Source organism: Thioclava pacifica DSM 10166 (assembly GCF_000714535.1).
Taxonomy (GTDB): domain Bacteria; phylum Pseudomonadota; class Alphaproteobacteria; order Rhodobacterales; family Rhodobacteraceae; genus Thioclava; species Thioclava pacifica.
In genome coordinates this window covers 162,036-176,386 of record NZ_AUND01000023.1, presented here as the reverse complement: position 1 = coordinate 176,386, position 14,351 = coordinate 162,036, and the positions used below count along the sequence as shown (strand labels likewise).

Annotated in this window: 14 protein-coding genes; 5 read left to right on the top strand and 9 right to left on the bottom strand. The window is 62.9% G+C overall.

Annotation, left to right across the window (positions count from 1 at the left end):
• Nucleotides 1-166: 166 nt before the first annotated feature.
• The 6 genes from cydB to ectA all read right to left on the bottom strand — a co-directional run bounded on the left by cydB (nt 167) and on the right by ectA (nt 6,527).
• Nucleotides 167-1,180: a cytochrome d ubiquinol oxidase subunit II gene (gene cydB, locus TP2_RS10125; protein WP_038076887.1), complete on the bottom strand. Its 1,014-nt coding sequence runs from the start codon at nt 1,178-1,180 to the stop codon at nt 167-169.
• A complete protein-coding gene (locus TP2_RS10120) occupies nt 1,177-2,595 on the bottom strand; it encodes a cytochrome ubiquinol oxidase subunit I (protein WP_051692460.1) in 1,419 nt (472 codons plus the stop codon). Before TP2_RS10120 ends, cydB begins: the two co-directional genes overlap by 4 nt.
• Before the next feature lie 172 nt (nt 2,596-2,767).
• Nucleotides 2,768-4,198 carry an aspartate kinase gene (locus TP2_RS10115; RefSeq protein ID WP_038076884.1) on the bottom strand — a complete coding sequence of 477 codons (1,431 nt, stop codon included), beginning with the start codon at nt 4,196-4,198 and terminating at the stop codon, nt 2,768-2,770.
• A gap of 10 nt (nt 4,199-4,208) precedes the next feature.
• The gene (locus tag TP2_RS10110; protein WP_038076879.1) at nt 4,209-4,610 is read right to left on the bottom strand and encodes an ectoine synthase; all 402 of its coding nucleotides are present in this window, start codon (nt 4,608-4,610) and stop codon (nt 4,209-4,211) included.
• A gap of 54 nt (nt 4,611-4,664) precedes the next feature.
• The gene (gene ectB, locus TP2_RS10105) at nt 4,665-5,951 is read right to left on the bottom strand and encodes a diaminobutyrate--2-oxoglutarate transaminase (RefSeq protein WP_038076877.1); all 1,287 of its coding nucleotides are present in this window, start codon (nt 5,949-5,951) and stop codon (nt 4,665-4,667) included.
• Between the two features lie 45 nt (nt 5,952-5,996).
• Nucleotides 5,997-6,527, bottom strand: coding sequence for a diaminobutyrate acetyltransferase (ectA, locus tag TP2_RS10100; protein WP_051692458.1), 531 nt, complete (start codon nt 6,525-6,527; stop codon nt 5,997-5,999).
• A gap of 254 nt (nt 6,528-6,781) precedes the next feature.
• On the opposite strand from ectA, the gene TP2_RS10095 reads away from it, so the two are divergent.
• Nucleotides 6,782-7,261, top strand: a complete 480-nt coding sequence (locus TP2_RS10095; protein ID WP_038076874.1) for a MarR family winged helix-turn-helix transcriptional regulator — start codon at nt 6,782-6,784, stop codon at nt 7,259-7,261.
• A gap of 3 nt (nt 7,262-7,264) precedes the next feature.
• On the opposite strand, the gene TP2_RS10090 is transcribed toward TP2_RS10095, so the two are convergent.
• Together TP2_RS10090 and TP2_RS10085 are read right to left on the bottom strand one after the other, a co-directional pair.
• On the bottom strand, nt 7,265-8,050 hold the full coding sequence (locus TP2_RS10090; protein ID WP_038076866.1) for a metallophosphoesterase family protein: 786 nt from the start codon (nt 8,048-8,050) through the stop codon (nt 7,265-7,267).
• Nucleotides 8,047-9,024 carry a diacylglycerol/lipid kinase family protein gene (locus TP2_RS10085; RefSeq protein ID WP_240473742.1) on the bottom strand — a complete coding sequence of 326 codons (978 nt, stop codon included), beginning with the start codon at nt 9,022-9,024 and terminating at the stop codon, nt 8,047-8,049. The genes TP2_RS10090 and TP2_RS10085 overlap by 4 nt, the downstream gene beginning before the upstream one ends.
• Nucleotides 9,025-9,269: 245 nt before the next feature.
• On the opposite strand from TP2_RS10085, the gene TP2_RS10080 reads away from it, so the two are divergent.
• From TP2_RS10080 to TP2_RS10070, 3 genes are all read left to right on the top strand, one after another.
• Nucleotides 9,270-10,277 carry an ABC transporter substrate-binding protein gene (locus TP2_RS10080; RefSeq protein ID WP_038076862.1) on the top strand — a complete coding sequence of 336 codons (1,008 nt, stop codon included), beginning with the start codon at nt 9,270-9,272 and terminating at the stop codon, nt 10,275-10,277.
• A 93-nt stretch (nt 10,278-10,370) separates the two neighbouring features.
• Complete coding sequence (locus TP2_RS10075; RefSeq protein WP_038076859.1) at nt 10,371-11,282, top strand: ABC transporter permease; 912 nt, start codon at nt 10,371-10,373, stop codon at nt 11,280-11,282.
• Entirely contained in the window at nt 11,275-12,375 is a 1,101-nt protein-coding gene (locus TP2_RS10070) for a quaternary amine ABC transporter ATP-binding protein (RefSeq protein WP_038076857.1), read from the top strand. Before TP2_RS10075 ends, TP2_RS10070 begins: the two co-directional genes overlap by 8 nt.
• Nucleotides 12,376-12,569: 194 nt before the next feature.
• Here TP2_RS10070 and TP2_RS10065 read toward each other — a convergent pair whose 3' ends face one another.
• The gene (locus TP2_RS10065; RefSeq protein WP_051692456.1) at nt 12,570-12,872 is read right to left on the bottom strand and encodes a hypothetical protein; all 303 of its coding nucleotides are present in this window, start codon (nt 12,870-12,872) and stop codon (nt 12,570-12,572) included.
• 312 nt (nt 12,873-13,184) lie between these two features.
• Here TP2_RS10065 and TP2_RS10060 point away from each other — a divergent pair, with 312 nt between their 5' ends.
• The gene (locus TP2_RS10060) at nt 13,185-14,348 is read left to right on the top strand and encodes an efflux RND transporter periplasmic adaptor subunit (protein WP_051692455.1); all 1,164 of its coding nucleotides are present in this window, start codon (nt 13,185-13,187) and stop codon (nt 14,346-14,348) included.
• Nucleotides 14,349-14,351: the final 3 nt, after the last annotated feature.

The following is a 14,351-nucleotide window of genomic DNA, read 5'->3' as shown; positions in this document are numbered from 1 at the left end:
CTGTCTCGCCTGATCTGTCTCGCCTGATCCGTCCGGCAAAAAAAGCGCGCGCCCCGAAGGACGCGCGCAGGCCAGACCGGCCGGAGGTACAGATCAGAGGGAAAGGCTCTGTTCCGGTAAGCAGGACGCATCGCCTCGCCCCGCTCGCCGGTCGGTCCGGGTCGTCTCAGTAGTGATGCTCATGCTCCGAGGTCTTCCCGCGGAAGACATAATAGGCATAGGCCGTGTAAGCGAGGATGATCGGCAGGAAGATCACCGCGCCAACGAGGATGAAACCCTGCGAAATCGGCGGCGTCGCGGCCTCGCGGATCGTGATCGACATCGGCACGATATAGGGGAAGATCGAGAGGCCCAGCCCCGCGAAACACAGCACGAAGATCGCGATCCCCGAGAGATAAGCCATCACGCCCCGGTCCGAACGGATCCCCTTCCAGTAGCCGTAACCCGCCGCGAGCAGCAGCAGCGGCACCACCGCGCTCAGGATGATCCCCGGCCAGGCGAACCAGCGCTGGAAATACTCCGGATGCAGGAAGGGCGTGGCGAGCGAGGCCAGCCCGATGAAGCCCAGCGTGATGATCAGCGACCACTCGCCAACCCGACGCGCACGGTCGTAAAGGTCATGCGAGGTCTTGATCACCAGCCAGGCCGCGCCCAGCATGATGTAGCCCGCGACCAGCGCCAGCGCCGTGCCCAGCGAGAAGAAGCTCACCCAGTCGAGCGGTCCGCCGGTGAAGGTGCGCCCGGTCACCTCGGGACCACGCAGCAGGCCCCCGAGGATCGCGCCCTGCGCCAGTGTCGCCACCAGCGAGCCGCCGAAGAAGGCCTTGTCCCAGAGCGGCTTCCAGCGCCGGGTCTTGCCGCGGAACTCGAAGGCCACGCCGCGGAAGGCCAAGGCCAGCAGCATGATGATAATCGGCACGTAGAGCGCGTTCAGGATCACCCCATAGGCCAGCGGGAAAACGGCAAGCAGACCGCCGCCGCCCATCACGAGCCAGGTCTCGTTGCCGTCCCAGACCGGCGCGACCGAATTCATCGCGCGGGTCCGGTTCTCGTCCGAGCCGAGGAAGGGGAAGAGGATGCCGATGCCAAGGTCGAACCCGTCGAGCACGACATAGGTCATGATGGCAAAGGCGATGATCGCGGCCCAGATATCGGGCAGGTAGTGGGCGAAGCCGCTCATGCGTGGGCCTCCGATTTATCAGTGGTGACATCCTTGGCGAGCATCGCGCCCGCCACGCCGGCCGCGCGCTGCGGCGTGTTCTCGACGGGCTCGGCGCCCTCGGGGCCGCGCTTCATCAGCCGCCCGAGGTAGAAGATCCCCGAGCCGAAGAGGAAGGCGTAGACCAGCACGAAGCCGATCAGCCCCGCCCAGGCCGCCGTGTGGCTGAGGTTCGATACCGATTCAGCCGTCGTGAAATGGCCGTAGACCGTGTAGGGCTGGCGGCCGAATTCGGTGGTGAACCAGCCCATGATGATCGCGAGGAAGCCGCCCGGCGCGAAGACCAGCGCCACCTTGTGATAGAGCCCCGGCGCGTGCAGGCGCTTCCGCCACATCAGCCAGGCGCCCCAGAAGCCGATCCCGGCAAAGGCGAAACCAAGCCCCACCATGATCCGGAACGTGAAGAACACGATCGTCATCGGCGGGCGCTCATCCTTCAGGAAATCGCCCAGACCAGGCACCTCGCCATCGAGCGAGTGGGTCAGGATCAGCGACGAGGCATAGGGGATCTCGATCTTGTAATCGGTGGTCTCGGTCTTGTCGTTCGGAATGCCGAAGAGGATCAGCCCCGCGCCCTTGCTCGTCTCCCAGTGACCTTCCATCGCGGCTATCTTCGCGGGTTGATGCTCGAGCGTGTTGAGCCCGTGCTGGTCGCCGGCAAGGATCTGGATCGGCGCGGTCACGAGGATCATCGCCACCGCCATGCGGAACATCGTGCGTACCGCGTCATCCGCCGTGCCCTTGATATGATGCCACGCGCCCACGCCGGCCACGACGAGCGCGGTGGTCAGGTAGGCCGCCAGCACCATATGCACGAAGCGATAGGGCAGCGAGGGGTTGAAGATGATCTCCCACCAGTCCTTCGGAATGAACTGGCCGACATCGTTCATCGCAAAACCTGCGGGCGTCTGCATCCAGCTGTTGACCGAGAGGATCCAGAAGGCCGAGAGCAGCGTGCCAAAGGCCACCATCACCACCGCGAACATGTAGATCCACCTGTTCACCCGGTTGCGCCCGAACAGCATGATCCCGAGGAAACCCGCCTCGAGGAAGAAGGCCGTCATCACCTCGTAGCCCATCAGCGGCCCGATCACCGGCCCCGCCTTATCCGCGAAATGCGCGAAGTTCAGGCCGAACTCGTAGGACATCACGACGCCCGAGACGACGCCCATCCCGAAGACCACTGCAAAGATGTGTTTCCAGAACTCGAAGACCCTCAGATAGACCTCTTTGCCGGTGATCATCCGCAAGGCTTCGAGCACCATGAGGAAGCTCGCCGTGCCGATCGAGAAGGCCGGGAAAACGATATGTGCCGATACGACGAAGGCGAATTGCGCCCGCGCCAGATCGAGTGTCGGTATGTCGAAAATACTCATGTCCGTCCGCGTTTCTGCTTTGATTGAGGGGCCAGCTAGACTTGCCGTTAACTACGGCAACCGCGGGGTCGTGGTTCACCTTGTCGCACTGTGGCGGCTTGTCGCAGACTCAATGAAATAAGCCCGCGCGGGGTTCCGCACGGGCTTTCAACGATCATTGGGTTTTGGGCGCTCAGGCGGCCTGTTTCAGGTCAACTCGCGACGGGATGAACTCTCCGTGAAGCGCCTTGATGACGGGCTTCAGATCGTCGCGTTCGAGCACGAATTGCACATCCACATTGCGCGGACCCTGCGTGGCGCCAAGGCTTTCCATGCCGGCATTGGCGATCGCCTGCAGGCCCCGGGTCAGCACCGAGAGCCCCTTCAGATCGCGCCCGATGACCGAGGCCATCGCCAGCATCCGCGCCGAGATCTCGGCCGAGGGGTAGAGCTTGTTGAGGTCTTTCTCGACCTTTTGCAGCACCTCGATCGGGGCATCGACGTAATGGGTGATCGTGTTCGCGTTCGACGCCTTCGAAATGATGCGCACGTCATGGCGCGTCAGCACCTCAAGGATTGCCGCGTCATAGCCCTTCACCCCGACCATATCCTGTTCGAACACCTCGAGCGCGATGATCTCGAGCCCGGTCACCATCTCGACGGCGGCCTGTTCGGCGGGCTTGTCGTCGATCAGCGTGCCCGGATCGCCCGGATCGAAGGCGTTGGTCACGCGCAGCGGCACATCGGCCTGGCGCAGGGTCTTGGCGGCTTTCGGGTGGATCGCCTCCATGCCCATGTTCGACATCTGGTCGGCCACGTCATAGTTCGTGTGACCGAGCTTGCGCACGCGGCCCTCGCCCACCAGCTTCGGATCGGCCGAGGACAGGTGGAATTCCTTGTGGATGATCGCTTCGCGCGCGCCGGTGAGGGCCGCGAGCTTCGAGAAGGTCACCTCGGAATAGCCACGGTCGAATTCCCGCATCAACCCTTCGGCGCATTGCGCATAGCCCGTCACGATCGGCATCTCGGTTGCGGGATCGACGTCTTTCATCGCCCCCAGGATCCGGCCTTCGAGGTCGTGATCGGTCTCGTCGCGCCAGCCCGACAGGTCCACGAGCCGCGCATTCACGCCATTGCGCTGCAGCAGGAGCGTGGTGACGAAGGCCGAATGCGCCTCGCCCAGACCCGACAGCAACTCGCGGATTTGCAGCATATGCTCGGAGAGGCGGAAATGCCCGTAAGAGCACAGCCGCTGCAGGTCGATTAGGCAGTTGCGTGCGCCCTCGATGCGCTCGCGCACGAATTCGGTGGCCTGGGCCACATCGCCCGGATGCTCGAGCACTTTCTCATGGGCCTCGATCATCGCCGCCGAGACGCGGCTGAGCGCCTCGTGCCAGCCATGCTCGCTATCGGCCTTGGCGAATTGCGCATAGACCCCCGCCTCGCCCGACTTCTTATGTTCGAGCAGCAGGTTGGTGATGCCACCGAAGGCCGAGACGACGAAGATGCGGTTGTAAAGATCAGCGCCTTTGCGGTCCCCGATGAACAGCGTGTCGAGCAGCTCATCGACGCGGCTCATCGAGGTGCCACCGATCTTTTCGACGGTATGGGCAGGTTGGGTCATATTGGCCCCCTTACGAATTTTCGAGTTCCTCGGCCGGCGCGTAGGAGCCATCCTCGCGGTGCACTTCCTTGCCGGTCACCGGCGGGTTGAAGCAGCAGGCCATGACGAGGTCTTCGTCGCCCGCAACGAGGCGGTGATGGTCATGCAGGTTCAGCGCATACATCACGCCGGGCTTGATCTCGTGGCGGGTGCCATTGTCGAGCTCAGTGATATGGCCATTGCCCGAGATGCAGTAGACGCTCTCGAAATGGTGCTTGTAGTGGAAGGTATGGTCCGACCCGGCCTTCAGCGTGGTGATGTGAAAGCTGAAGCCCATCTTGTCATCGGCCAGCAGCATCCGCACGCTGGTCCAGTCGGCATCGGCCACGGCGCGGTCGGTGTTTTTCAGTTCGTTGAAGTCGCGAACGATCATTGTCGTTTCTCCGTCTTTTAAGTCGTCAGGGTTGCTGGGGGAGGCAGCGGCGGATCATTCCGCCGCGATCTGCGTGCGCCCGGCCATGATTTCTTCGGCGGCATCGCGCAGGATCTGCAGCCCCTTGCGGAATTGCTCCATCGGCGTGGTCAGCGGCGCAAGCACCTTCACGACCTGATCGTCATTGCCCGAAGTCTCGATCACGAGACCCTTTTCGAAGCAGCGACCACAGATCTCGGAGGCCAGTTCACCGGTGCCGACATCGACACCCTGCATCAGGCCACGGCCTTTCAGGAAGGCGCCCGGCACCAGATCGGCGACGGCAGCGAGACCTTCGCGCAGGACATCCGACTTCACGGCCAGTTCGCGCTGGAACGCATCATCGGCCCAGAACTTCTTGATCGCGACGGTGGCGGTCACGAAGGCATGGGTGTTGCCGCGGAAGGTGCCGTTGTGCTCGGCCGGGCCGAACACGTCGTAATCGGGACGCACCAGAACCAGCGCCATCGGCAGGCCGAAGCCCGAGATCGACTTTGCCTGGGTCACGACATCCGGCATCACGCCCATCTCCTCGAAGGAGAAGAAGGTGCCAGTGCGGCCGCAGCCTGCCTGAATGTCGTCGATGATGAAGAGCGCGCCGTGTTTGCGGGCGACCTTCTCGACACCTTGGATGAATTCGGGGCTGGCGGCGTTGAGGCCACCCTCGCCCTGCACCGTCTCGAGCATGATCGCGGCGGGCGCGTCGATGCCGCCCGAGTTGTCCGAGAGCATCTGGTCGAGCAGCGCGACCGAATCCACGCCCTCGGCATAGGCATCATAGGGCATGCGGGTCACGCCCTGCGTGTCCATGCCCGCGCCGCCCCGGTGATAGCCGTTGCCGGTCGCGGCCAGCGCGCCCATCGTCACGCCATGGAAGCCGTTGGTGAAGGCGATGATATTGGTGCGGCCGGTGGCCTTGCGCGCGATCTTCATCGCGGCCTCGACGGCATTCGCGCCGGTCGGGCCCACGAACATCAGCTTATGATCCATCCCGCGCGGGGCGAGGATATGCTCCTCATAGGCGCGCAGGAAATCGCCCTTGGAGTCGGTATGCAGGTCGAGCGCGTGACCCATCTTGTTTTCCAGAAGATGGTTGATAAGCGCCTCTTTCATGTCCGGGTCGTTGTGCCCGTAGTTCAGCGACGAGCAGCCGGCGAGGAAGTCGATATAGGTGTTGCCCTCGGCATCGGTCAGTTCCGAGCCCTGAGCGCTGGTGAAAACGGTATCGAAGCCACGGCAGTAGGAGCGGGCTTCCGATTCGCGTTGGGTAAAGATCGTCTTATCCGTCGAATGAACGGTCATTGGGTATCTCCGTAATTTTGGGAAGGCAGGGCGGCAGCCGCAGCGTCAGGCTGCGGCGCGGGCCTCTTGCGCGAAGGTGATCGTGACCATGTGCTCGGTCGCGGCATGGCCGTCGAAGTGGTCGTCTTCGTGGAAATGAGCCTCGTCGGTCAGCTCACCGCCGATGGAGCGGGCGAAGGACCGGAACAGGGCCCAGCTCGCCTCGTTGCTTTCAGTGATCGTGGTCTTGAGCTGCGTGCATTCCGCGGCCTCGTCGCGGTCGATCAGGTGACGCAGCATCCGCTTGCCAAGTCCGAGTCCGCGCGCCTCGGGCGCGACCGCAACCTGCCAGACGAAGAAGGTCTGCGGCTCGGAGGGCGCAATATAGCCCGAAATCCAGCCGACCGCCTGACCGTCACGCTCAACGAGCACGCAGGTATCGCTGAAGTGGTCGCATTGCAGCAGGTTGCAATACATCGAATTCTCATCAAGCGGCTTGCAGCGGCGGATCAGCTTCCAGATCTCGCTGCCATCCTCGGCCTCCGGCTTACGGAAGACCAGCTTGGACCCTTTCTTGATCGACTCGACTTGCGGCACGTTCCTGCTCCTCTCACTTGCTTCGGGAGACTAAGTAGTTCATCGCTCCAAAAATTTCAACTACCTAACTAAACGACTCTCAGAAAGTTCCGCTTTCGGCCTTAAATTATTGCTTAAAGGCCCTAAATACGATTAGCATGACAAAGCATATAAACACAAACGAAGCGGATAAACTTAGCAAGCCCAAGCAATTGCAGAGCGCAGAGCTCTCTGCGATACTTGGCCGTCTGGACAAAAAAGGGGCCCGCCGCCTGATGGAGCGTGTTGATACGAGTCTGATCGCTCTGCGCCGAATTCTGCGCGCAACCGAAATGTTCGGACGCGACCTTGCGAAAGCGGCCGGGCTGACGCCCGCGCAGTTCCGTGTGCTTCAGGTCGTCTCTGAAAAAGGCTGGTCGACACCGAAGGCGATTTCGCAGCGCATGGGCGTGAGCCAGGCGACGATGACGGCGCTGATCGACAAGCTTGAGAAGAAAGGCATGGTGACGCGCCAGCGCTCGGAGCGCGACCGGCGGCAGACCGATATCGTCATTACCGAAAAAGGCGCGGGAGCCATCGATGAAGCCCCGGACGCGCTGCAACAGATCTTCGTGCGCCGTTTCGAGGCGCTTGAGGATTGGGAACAGGCGCAGCTTATCGCGTCGCTCGAGCGCGTGGCCGCGATGCTCGACGCACATGAGATCGACGCAGCCCCCGTTCTCGACTGGGGTGATATTTCCGGCAAACCGAACTGAGGCTCACGGTCCGACCCAGGCCCCCGTTTCATCACGCATGAAGCTTTGTGGGGCACGCGGCCCGAAGGTCATCCCCTCGGCCTCGTAACGCGTGATCGTGAGCGCCCTGCGTGTGCCTTCGATCAGGCTGAACATGTTCGGCGCCCCCCTCAGCCGCGACGACAGCCCCGTACCCGCCTGCACGAAAAGAATACCGGGAACCGCAGAAAACGGCGCGGCGGAGCCCAGATGCAGGTGTCCAGAAAGCACCAGATCGGCGCCGCAGGCCCGCAAGCCGTCCAACGCGTCTCTGGCCCCATCCATCAGCGATTTGTCGACGTCAGGCCCGTGTTCGAGCGGGTGGTGCATCACCGCGAGGCGCAGCTTCTCCCCTGCATCGGCGAAGGCCGCGCACAGTCTCGAAACCGCGCGCTTCGGCACACGTCCGCGCTGCCAGGCGAAGCGGTTGACGGTATTCACCCCGACCACCTTCGTCTGCGCATCCTCGAAGACCGGCTCCAGTTCGGTGTCGATCGCAGCCTTGTATCGCCCGAAGGGGTTGAAGAGGCGCAGCGCGAGATTGTCGAGCGGCGTGTCGTGATTGCCCGGCACCGAAAGCGTGGGCGCTTCGATCCGGCGCAGGAACATACGTGCCTGATCGAACTGGCCTCGCCGTGCGCGCTGGGTGAAATCGCCCGAAATCACCACCAGATCCGGCGCGAGCCCGTTGACCGCACGCAGCAAGGGCGCCTCGAGCGAGGGCAGACTGCGGCCGAAATGTAGGTCGGAAAGATGAACGATGCGGCTCATGCCGGGGTACCCTGCGCAGCATCGGCAGGCTTCACGATCCAGAGCGGCGCATCGCTCATCGCAAAGTGAAACGGGCTCGCTTCGCGCCGCTTCTCGCCGTCGAAAGCCAGAAGCGCGCGGGTCCTGCCGGTGTCGAGCTCGAGATCATGCGCGCGCACCAAATCGTAATCGCGACCCTCGCGCGCACGCCGCCGCACAAGACGCCAGGCGAGGCGGAACAGATCGCTCCGTGTGCGTCCCTTCGCGACCAGAACCGCGAAGGCGTCCTCGCCGATCACCTTCGCTCCGTCGAGACCGAAGAAATCGAGCTGATAGGCCGAGCGCGCGACGAAAATGAGCGGCGTACGATGCTGGCTGGTTTTGCCATCGGCGGTGAGGCGCAAGCGCATCGGGCGTTGGAACCGCAGGAAGGTTTTGACCACCGACCAATGCGCGACGATGCGGCGCCGACCCCAGCGGGCATAGATATCCTCGCGTGCTTCGAGGATCTCCGGATAGATGCCGAGCGAGGCATTGTTAAGAAAGACCTGCCCGTTGACGCGGCCCACCCGGATCGGGTGCGCCTCACCCTCACGGATCGCGCGGGCCGCCTCGACGGGATCTTCGGAAAGCCGCAGGCCACGGGCAAAGAAGTTGAACGTGCCCAACGGCAGAACCGCCATAGGCACGTCGCGCCCGAGCAGCGCCCCCGCCACGGCCATCGCTGTCCCGTCTCCGCCCGCCGCAACGATCATCTCGGCCCCGTCATCGAGCGCCTTGTGCACCGTCGCTACGATATCAGCCTCGGGCGACCATCGGTAAAGCGTCGCCCCCTCACCCAGTGCCTCCATCGCACGCACGATCGAGGCTTCGTCCTTGGCGTTCCCGCCCGATTCGGGGTTCGCGATCAGTGCGACGCTTTCGCGACGCAGCGCAGCGCGCGGCGAGGGCGGCTCAGGCGACGCCGCGGCGGATTGCATGGCGGGTTGGCTCATCGGTTTTCCTTTCCTCGCGGCTCAACGCCGCAAGCGCCGGGAAAGGTCCGCGAAAACCTTGCACCTCGGGCATTGTAGTTTTACGACATAGGTGTGTCGTATTTTGACAATTTCCTGCGGCGCCCCATCTGGGGTCGAAACATGCCGCTTACCGCCCGGGCCCTGGCACCGGGCGCAAAGGGTCGAACGCGCGGTGGTAGCCCGCCCGACCCGAAACCCGGACGCTGCCACTACAGGAGGACTGTATGAACAAACTCAAACTCGCGGGCCTTGCCCTGGCCTTCCCGCTCACCGCGCTTGCCGCCCCCGCTTTCGCAGCGGATGGCGAATGCGGCTCGGTGACCGAAGCGGAGATGAACTGGGCCTCGGCTGGCGTCGCCGCGTGGGTCGACAAGATCATTCTCGAAAACGGCTATGGCTGTGACGTGACGCTGGTGACCGGCGACACGATGCCCACCTTCACCTCGATGAACGAAAAGGGTGAGCCCGACATCGCCCCCGAGCTCTGGGTGAACGCGGTGAAGGTCGCACTCGACAAGGCCGTGAGCGAGGACCGCCTCGTGATCGCCGCCGAGATCCTCAAGGACGGCGGTGAAGAGGGCTGGTGGATTCCGAAATACGTCGCCGACGCCCACCCCGAGATCAAGACGGTCGATGATGCGCTCGCTCATCCCGAGCTGTTCCCCGATCCCGAAGAGCCTTCGATGGGCGGCGTCTACAATTGCCCGTCGGGATGGAACTGCCAGATTTCGACCGCGAACCGTTTCAAGGCGCACAAGGCAGAGGAAAAGGGCTTCAAGCTGGTCGATACCGGTTCGGCTGCGGGCCTCGACGGCTCGATCGCCAATGCCTACGAGTCGAAGAAAGGCTGGCTGGGCTATTACTGGGCGCCGACCGCGATCCTCGGCAAATACCCGATGGTCAAGCTCGATGCAGGCGTGCCCAACGACAAGCAAGCCTGGGATGAGTGCAACTCGCAGGCCGATTGCGTCGATCCCAAGCCGAACGCCTACCCGACTTCGGATGTCTACACCGTCGTGACCAAGGAGTTCTCCGAGAAGAACGCGATCGCGATGGACTACCTGTCGAAGCGTGAATGGTCGAACAAGACCGTGGGTGAATTCCTCGCCTGGCAGGCCGACAACCAAGGCACCAATGAGGACACCGCCTACTACTTCCTCGAGAACTATCCGGATGTCTGGAAAGCCTGGGTCTCCGAGGACGTTGCCAAGAAAGTCGAGGACGCGCTCTGAGCGCCCTAAGGCAGAAAATGACGCGCGCGAAGACCTCTTCGCGCGCGTTTTTGCATTAACCGGCGCCAAAAATCGACCGGAGGACATAAGAAGATGGCTTCATCCTGCTGGGGGCTCCCTGAACTGCTATGCGAGTTCCCGTCCCTTCCCAACAAGACCCTGCGCCACATGCGCATGGGGATCGATGACGGGTTTCGCGGTATCGTCCGCGCCTATTCCGATCAGATCGACGCGGCCACGCGGCCGCTTCAATGGTTTCTCAACATGCTCGAACATGCGTTCGTGGATACGCCCTGGTTCATCATCTTCGCGCTGATCCTGGTGGTTGTCTGGTTCGCTTCGCGCAGCGTGAAGATCGTGATCGGCTCGGCCATCGGCCTTGCGCTGATCGGCGTCTTCGGCCTTTGGGAGGACACGATGACGACGCTCGCGATGGTCACCGTGGCCACGATGATCGCGATCATCCTCGGCCTGCCCATCGGCATCCTGATGGCCCGCTCCGACCGGATGCAGAAGATCCTGACTCCGGTGCTCGACGTGATGCAGACCATGCCGTCTTTCGTGTACCTCATCCCGGTCGTGGTGATCTTCGGGATCGGCAAGGTGCCGGGCGTGATCGCCGTGGTGATCTACGCGATCCCGCCGATGATCCGCCTGACCAATCTGGGCATCCGGCTGGTCGACAAGGAAGTCATCGAAGCCGCCGATGCCTTCGGCGCCAACCCGCGCCAGAAGCTCTGGGGCGTGCAGCTGCCGCTGTCGCTGCCGACGATCATGGCGGGCGTCAACCAGACCATCATGATGGCGCTGGCGATGGTCGTCGTGGCCTCGATGGTCGGCGTTGGCGGTCTCGGCAAGAACGTGCTGCAGGCGATCAACAACCAGTTCTTCACCATCGGCTTCCTGAACGGCTTCGCGCTTGTCGCGATCGCGATCATCTTCGACCGCGCAAGCCAGGCCTTCGGCAAGCGGCTGCAGAAACATTCGGAGGCTGGCCATGACTGATGCGACGACGAATGCAGGCACCGAGCAGCGCTCGGGCATCGAGATCCGCAACCTCTACAAGATCTTCGGCGCGAACCCCTCGGCCTATGTCGAGAAGGTACAGGCCGGGATGGGCAAGGAAGAGCTGAACGACAAGCACAACCACGTGCTTGGCCTTCAGGACATCAATCTCGACCTGCCGCCGGGCAAGATCTCGGTGATCATGGGCCTGTCGGGCTCGGGCAAATCGACCCTGATCCGCCATATCAACGGGCTGATCATGCCGACCTCGGGCGAGATCCTCTACAATGGTCGCGACGTGGTGAAGATGAACACCGAGGAGTTGCGCGAATTCCGCCGTCATGAAACGGCGATGGTGTTCCAGAAATTCGCGCTGCTGCCGCACCGAACCGTTCTGGAGAACACGTGCTACGGGCTGGATATCCAAGGCGTTCCGCGCTCGAAATCCGAGCCCATCGCCAAGAAGTGGATCGATCGGGTCGGCCTTGCGGGCTACGAGGATTACTACCCCAACCAGCTCTCGGGCGGCATGCAACAGCGGGTGGGGCTTGCTCGCGCTCTGGCCAACGATGCCGATATCCTGCTGATGGACGAGGCATTTTCGGCGCTCGATCCTCTGATCCGCATGGATATGCAGAAGGTGCTTCTGGACCTTCAGGCGGAGCTGCAAAAGACCATCGTCTTTATCACTCACGACCTCGACGAGGCGCTGCGTCTGGGTGACAAGATCGCGATCCTGCGCGATGGCGCGCTCAATCAGGTCGGCAGCGGTCAGGAGATCGTGCTGCGCCCCGCGAATGAATATATCGCCGAGTTCGTGCGCGAGGTGAACCGCGGCCGGGTCATCCGCGCCGAAACCATCGCCATGCCCCTGCCCGAAGGCGAGCTGCCGAAGATGAAGGTCAAGGCCAGCTCCGTCCTCGAGAAGATTGCGCGGCGAATGGCCGATGCCGAGGTGCGCATGGCCACGGTCGTCGACAAGGCGAACAAACCGATCGGCGTGGTCGACATGCCGACGATCCTGACCGCCATGGTCACGCCCGCCAGCGTCGAAGAGGGCGATGACGCGGTCGAGGAAGAAAGCGCCGCCTGATCGGTCGCTTCCGTGGGAGGGGCGGATCGCTCAACCGGTCTCAGACCGGTGCGATCCGCCCCCACCGACGCGCGCTCGGCGCACTCCCTTCGTCCCGGTGGGAAGGACGGGGATCGGATGATCTGGATATGGGAAGGCGGCGCTGCGCGCAAAGCCCCGGTCGTCAGAGTGTGATAGCGCGCGACCGGACGCGATCAGGCCCAGCTCGGACCACGGCGCGACAGGCGCGCGAGATTGGCACTGGTATGGCGTCCGATTTCGGACATCGAGGCCGAGATCGCCCGATCCGCGCTATGGCCTTTCAGGATCGCCCAGGCTGCGGCCTCGGTCGCCTCGACCACCGCAACAGGCTTTTCATGCAACATCTGGAAAGTCTCGTGCACAGGCACGTCCCAGAGACCTGCCATACCCGCCAGTCGCATCGCGATCACCGCCTGAGCTTCGACACCAATTCGCGCGGCTTCGAAGCCGATGCGCACCAACGAGAGGGGATCCATTTGAAATCCTTCCAAAACTCACAACGCCAAGGCGAAAACGCGCCGCATACGCTAACATTCAAGAGTTAATATATTGCCCGGATTCGGAAGGTCGAGCCATCCAAAGGTCGCATAACGGCTACCCAGCGCGCGCAGGCGCACAGGGGACTTGTCGCACGCGCGCCAAGCGATGCTTGAATTCACAGCCACGTGAACCATCATCTGTGCGAAATGGAGCGGATTGACTCCGGGAAAAAAATTGAACCATCTGGTTCAGAACAAATGCGCCGTCTTTTCTGGCCGGACGCTCAGGTAAATTCGACGGGACTCCTCATGATCAAACGTCTTCTCATCGCCATTGTCGCGCTCATTCTCGTCGTGGGCGGCATCGTCGGCTACAATATGTTCCGCTCGAAAATGATCGCGCAGTTCTTCGCGAACATGCAACAACCGCCCGTCGCGGTCTCGGTGAGCGAGGTGAAGCCTGTGACCTGGACGCCGGGTCTCGAAGCGATCGGCACCGCCTCGGCCGTGCGCGGGACCGAACTGGCCGTCGAGATGGGCGGCACGGTTCAGGAAATCCATTTCAAGGCCAATGACCGGGTCGAGAAAGGCCAGCTTCTGCTGCAAATCGACGACCGCTCCGAACGCGCCGATCTGACCTCGGCCAAGGCGGCGCTCGATCTGGCGGAGACCAATCTCAAGCGCGCACGTCAACTGGCCGAGCGCGGCGTGTCGGCCACCTCTAACCTCGATCAGGCCGAAGCCTCGGCGCAGGAGGCCCGCGCCACCGTCGCCAAGCTGCAAGCCGTGCTTGAGAAGAAACGCCTCGTCGCGCCCTTCGCTGGCGTGATCGGCATCCCGCAGGTCGAGATCGGCCAATATGCCGCCACCGGCACCGCCTTTGCCACGTTGCAGGACCGCGATCACATGCGCGTCGATTTCACGCTGTCCGAACAGCAAGCGCGACAGGCGAAGGTCGGCCAGAAGGTCGAGGTCTCGACCGAGGACGGCACGCTGAACCTGACCGGTGAGATCACCGGGATCGAGCCCAAGATCGACCCGAACTCGCGCCTCGTGACGCTCCGCGCCGAAGTCGGCAATGATGGCAACCAGCTCACGCCGGGCCAGTTCGTCCATGTCCGCGTCGTGCTGCCCGCCGAGGATGGCGTGATCGCGCTGCCGCAGACGGTCGTCAGCTCGAACCTCTATGGCGACTCGGTCTTCGTGATCCGCAAGGAAACCCCGGAAGGCGCGGACGCTCCGAAACTCATCGCCAAACAGGTCTTCGTCACGCTCGGGCGTCGCTCGGGTCCGCTGGTCGAGATCACCAAGGGGCTGACTGCGGGCGACATGGTCGTTAATGCGGGCCAGAACAAGCTCAATTCCGGGGCTGCGGTGGCTATCGACAACACGATCTCGCCCGACCCGGATGCGCCCACGACCGCCGAGGTCATGAAGGCTTTCGACATGCCCGCCCCGGCGGCGGCGCAGTAAGGG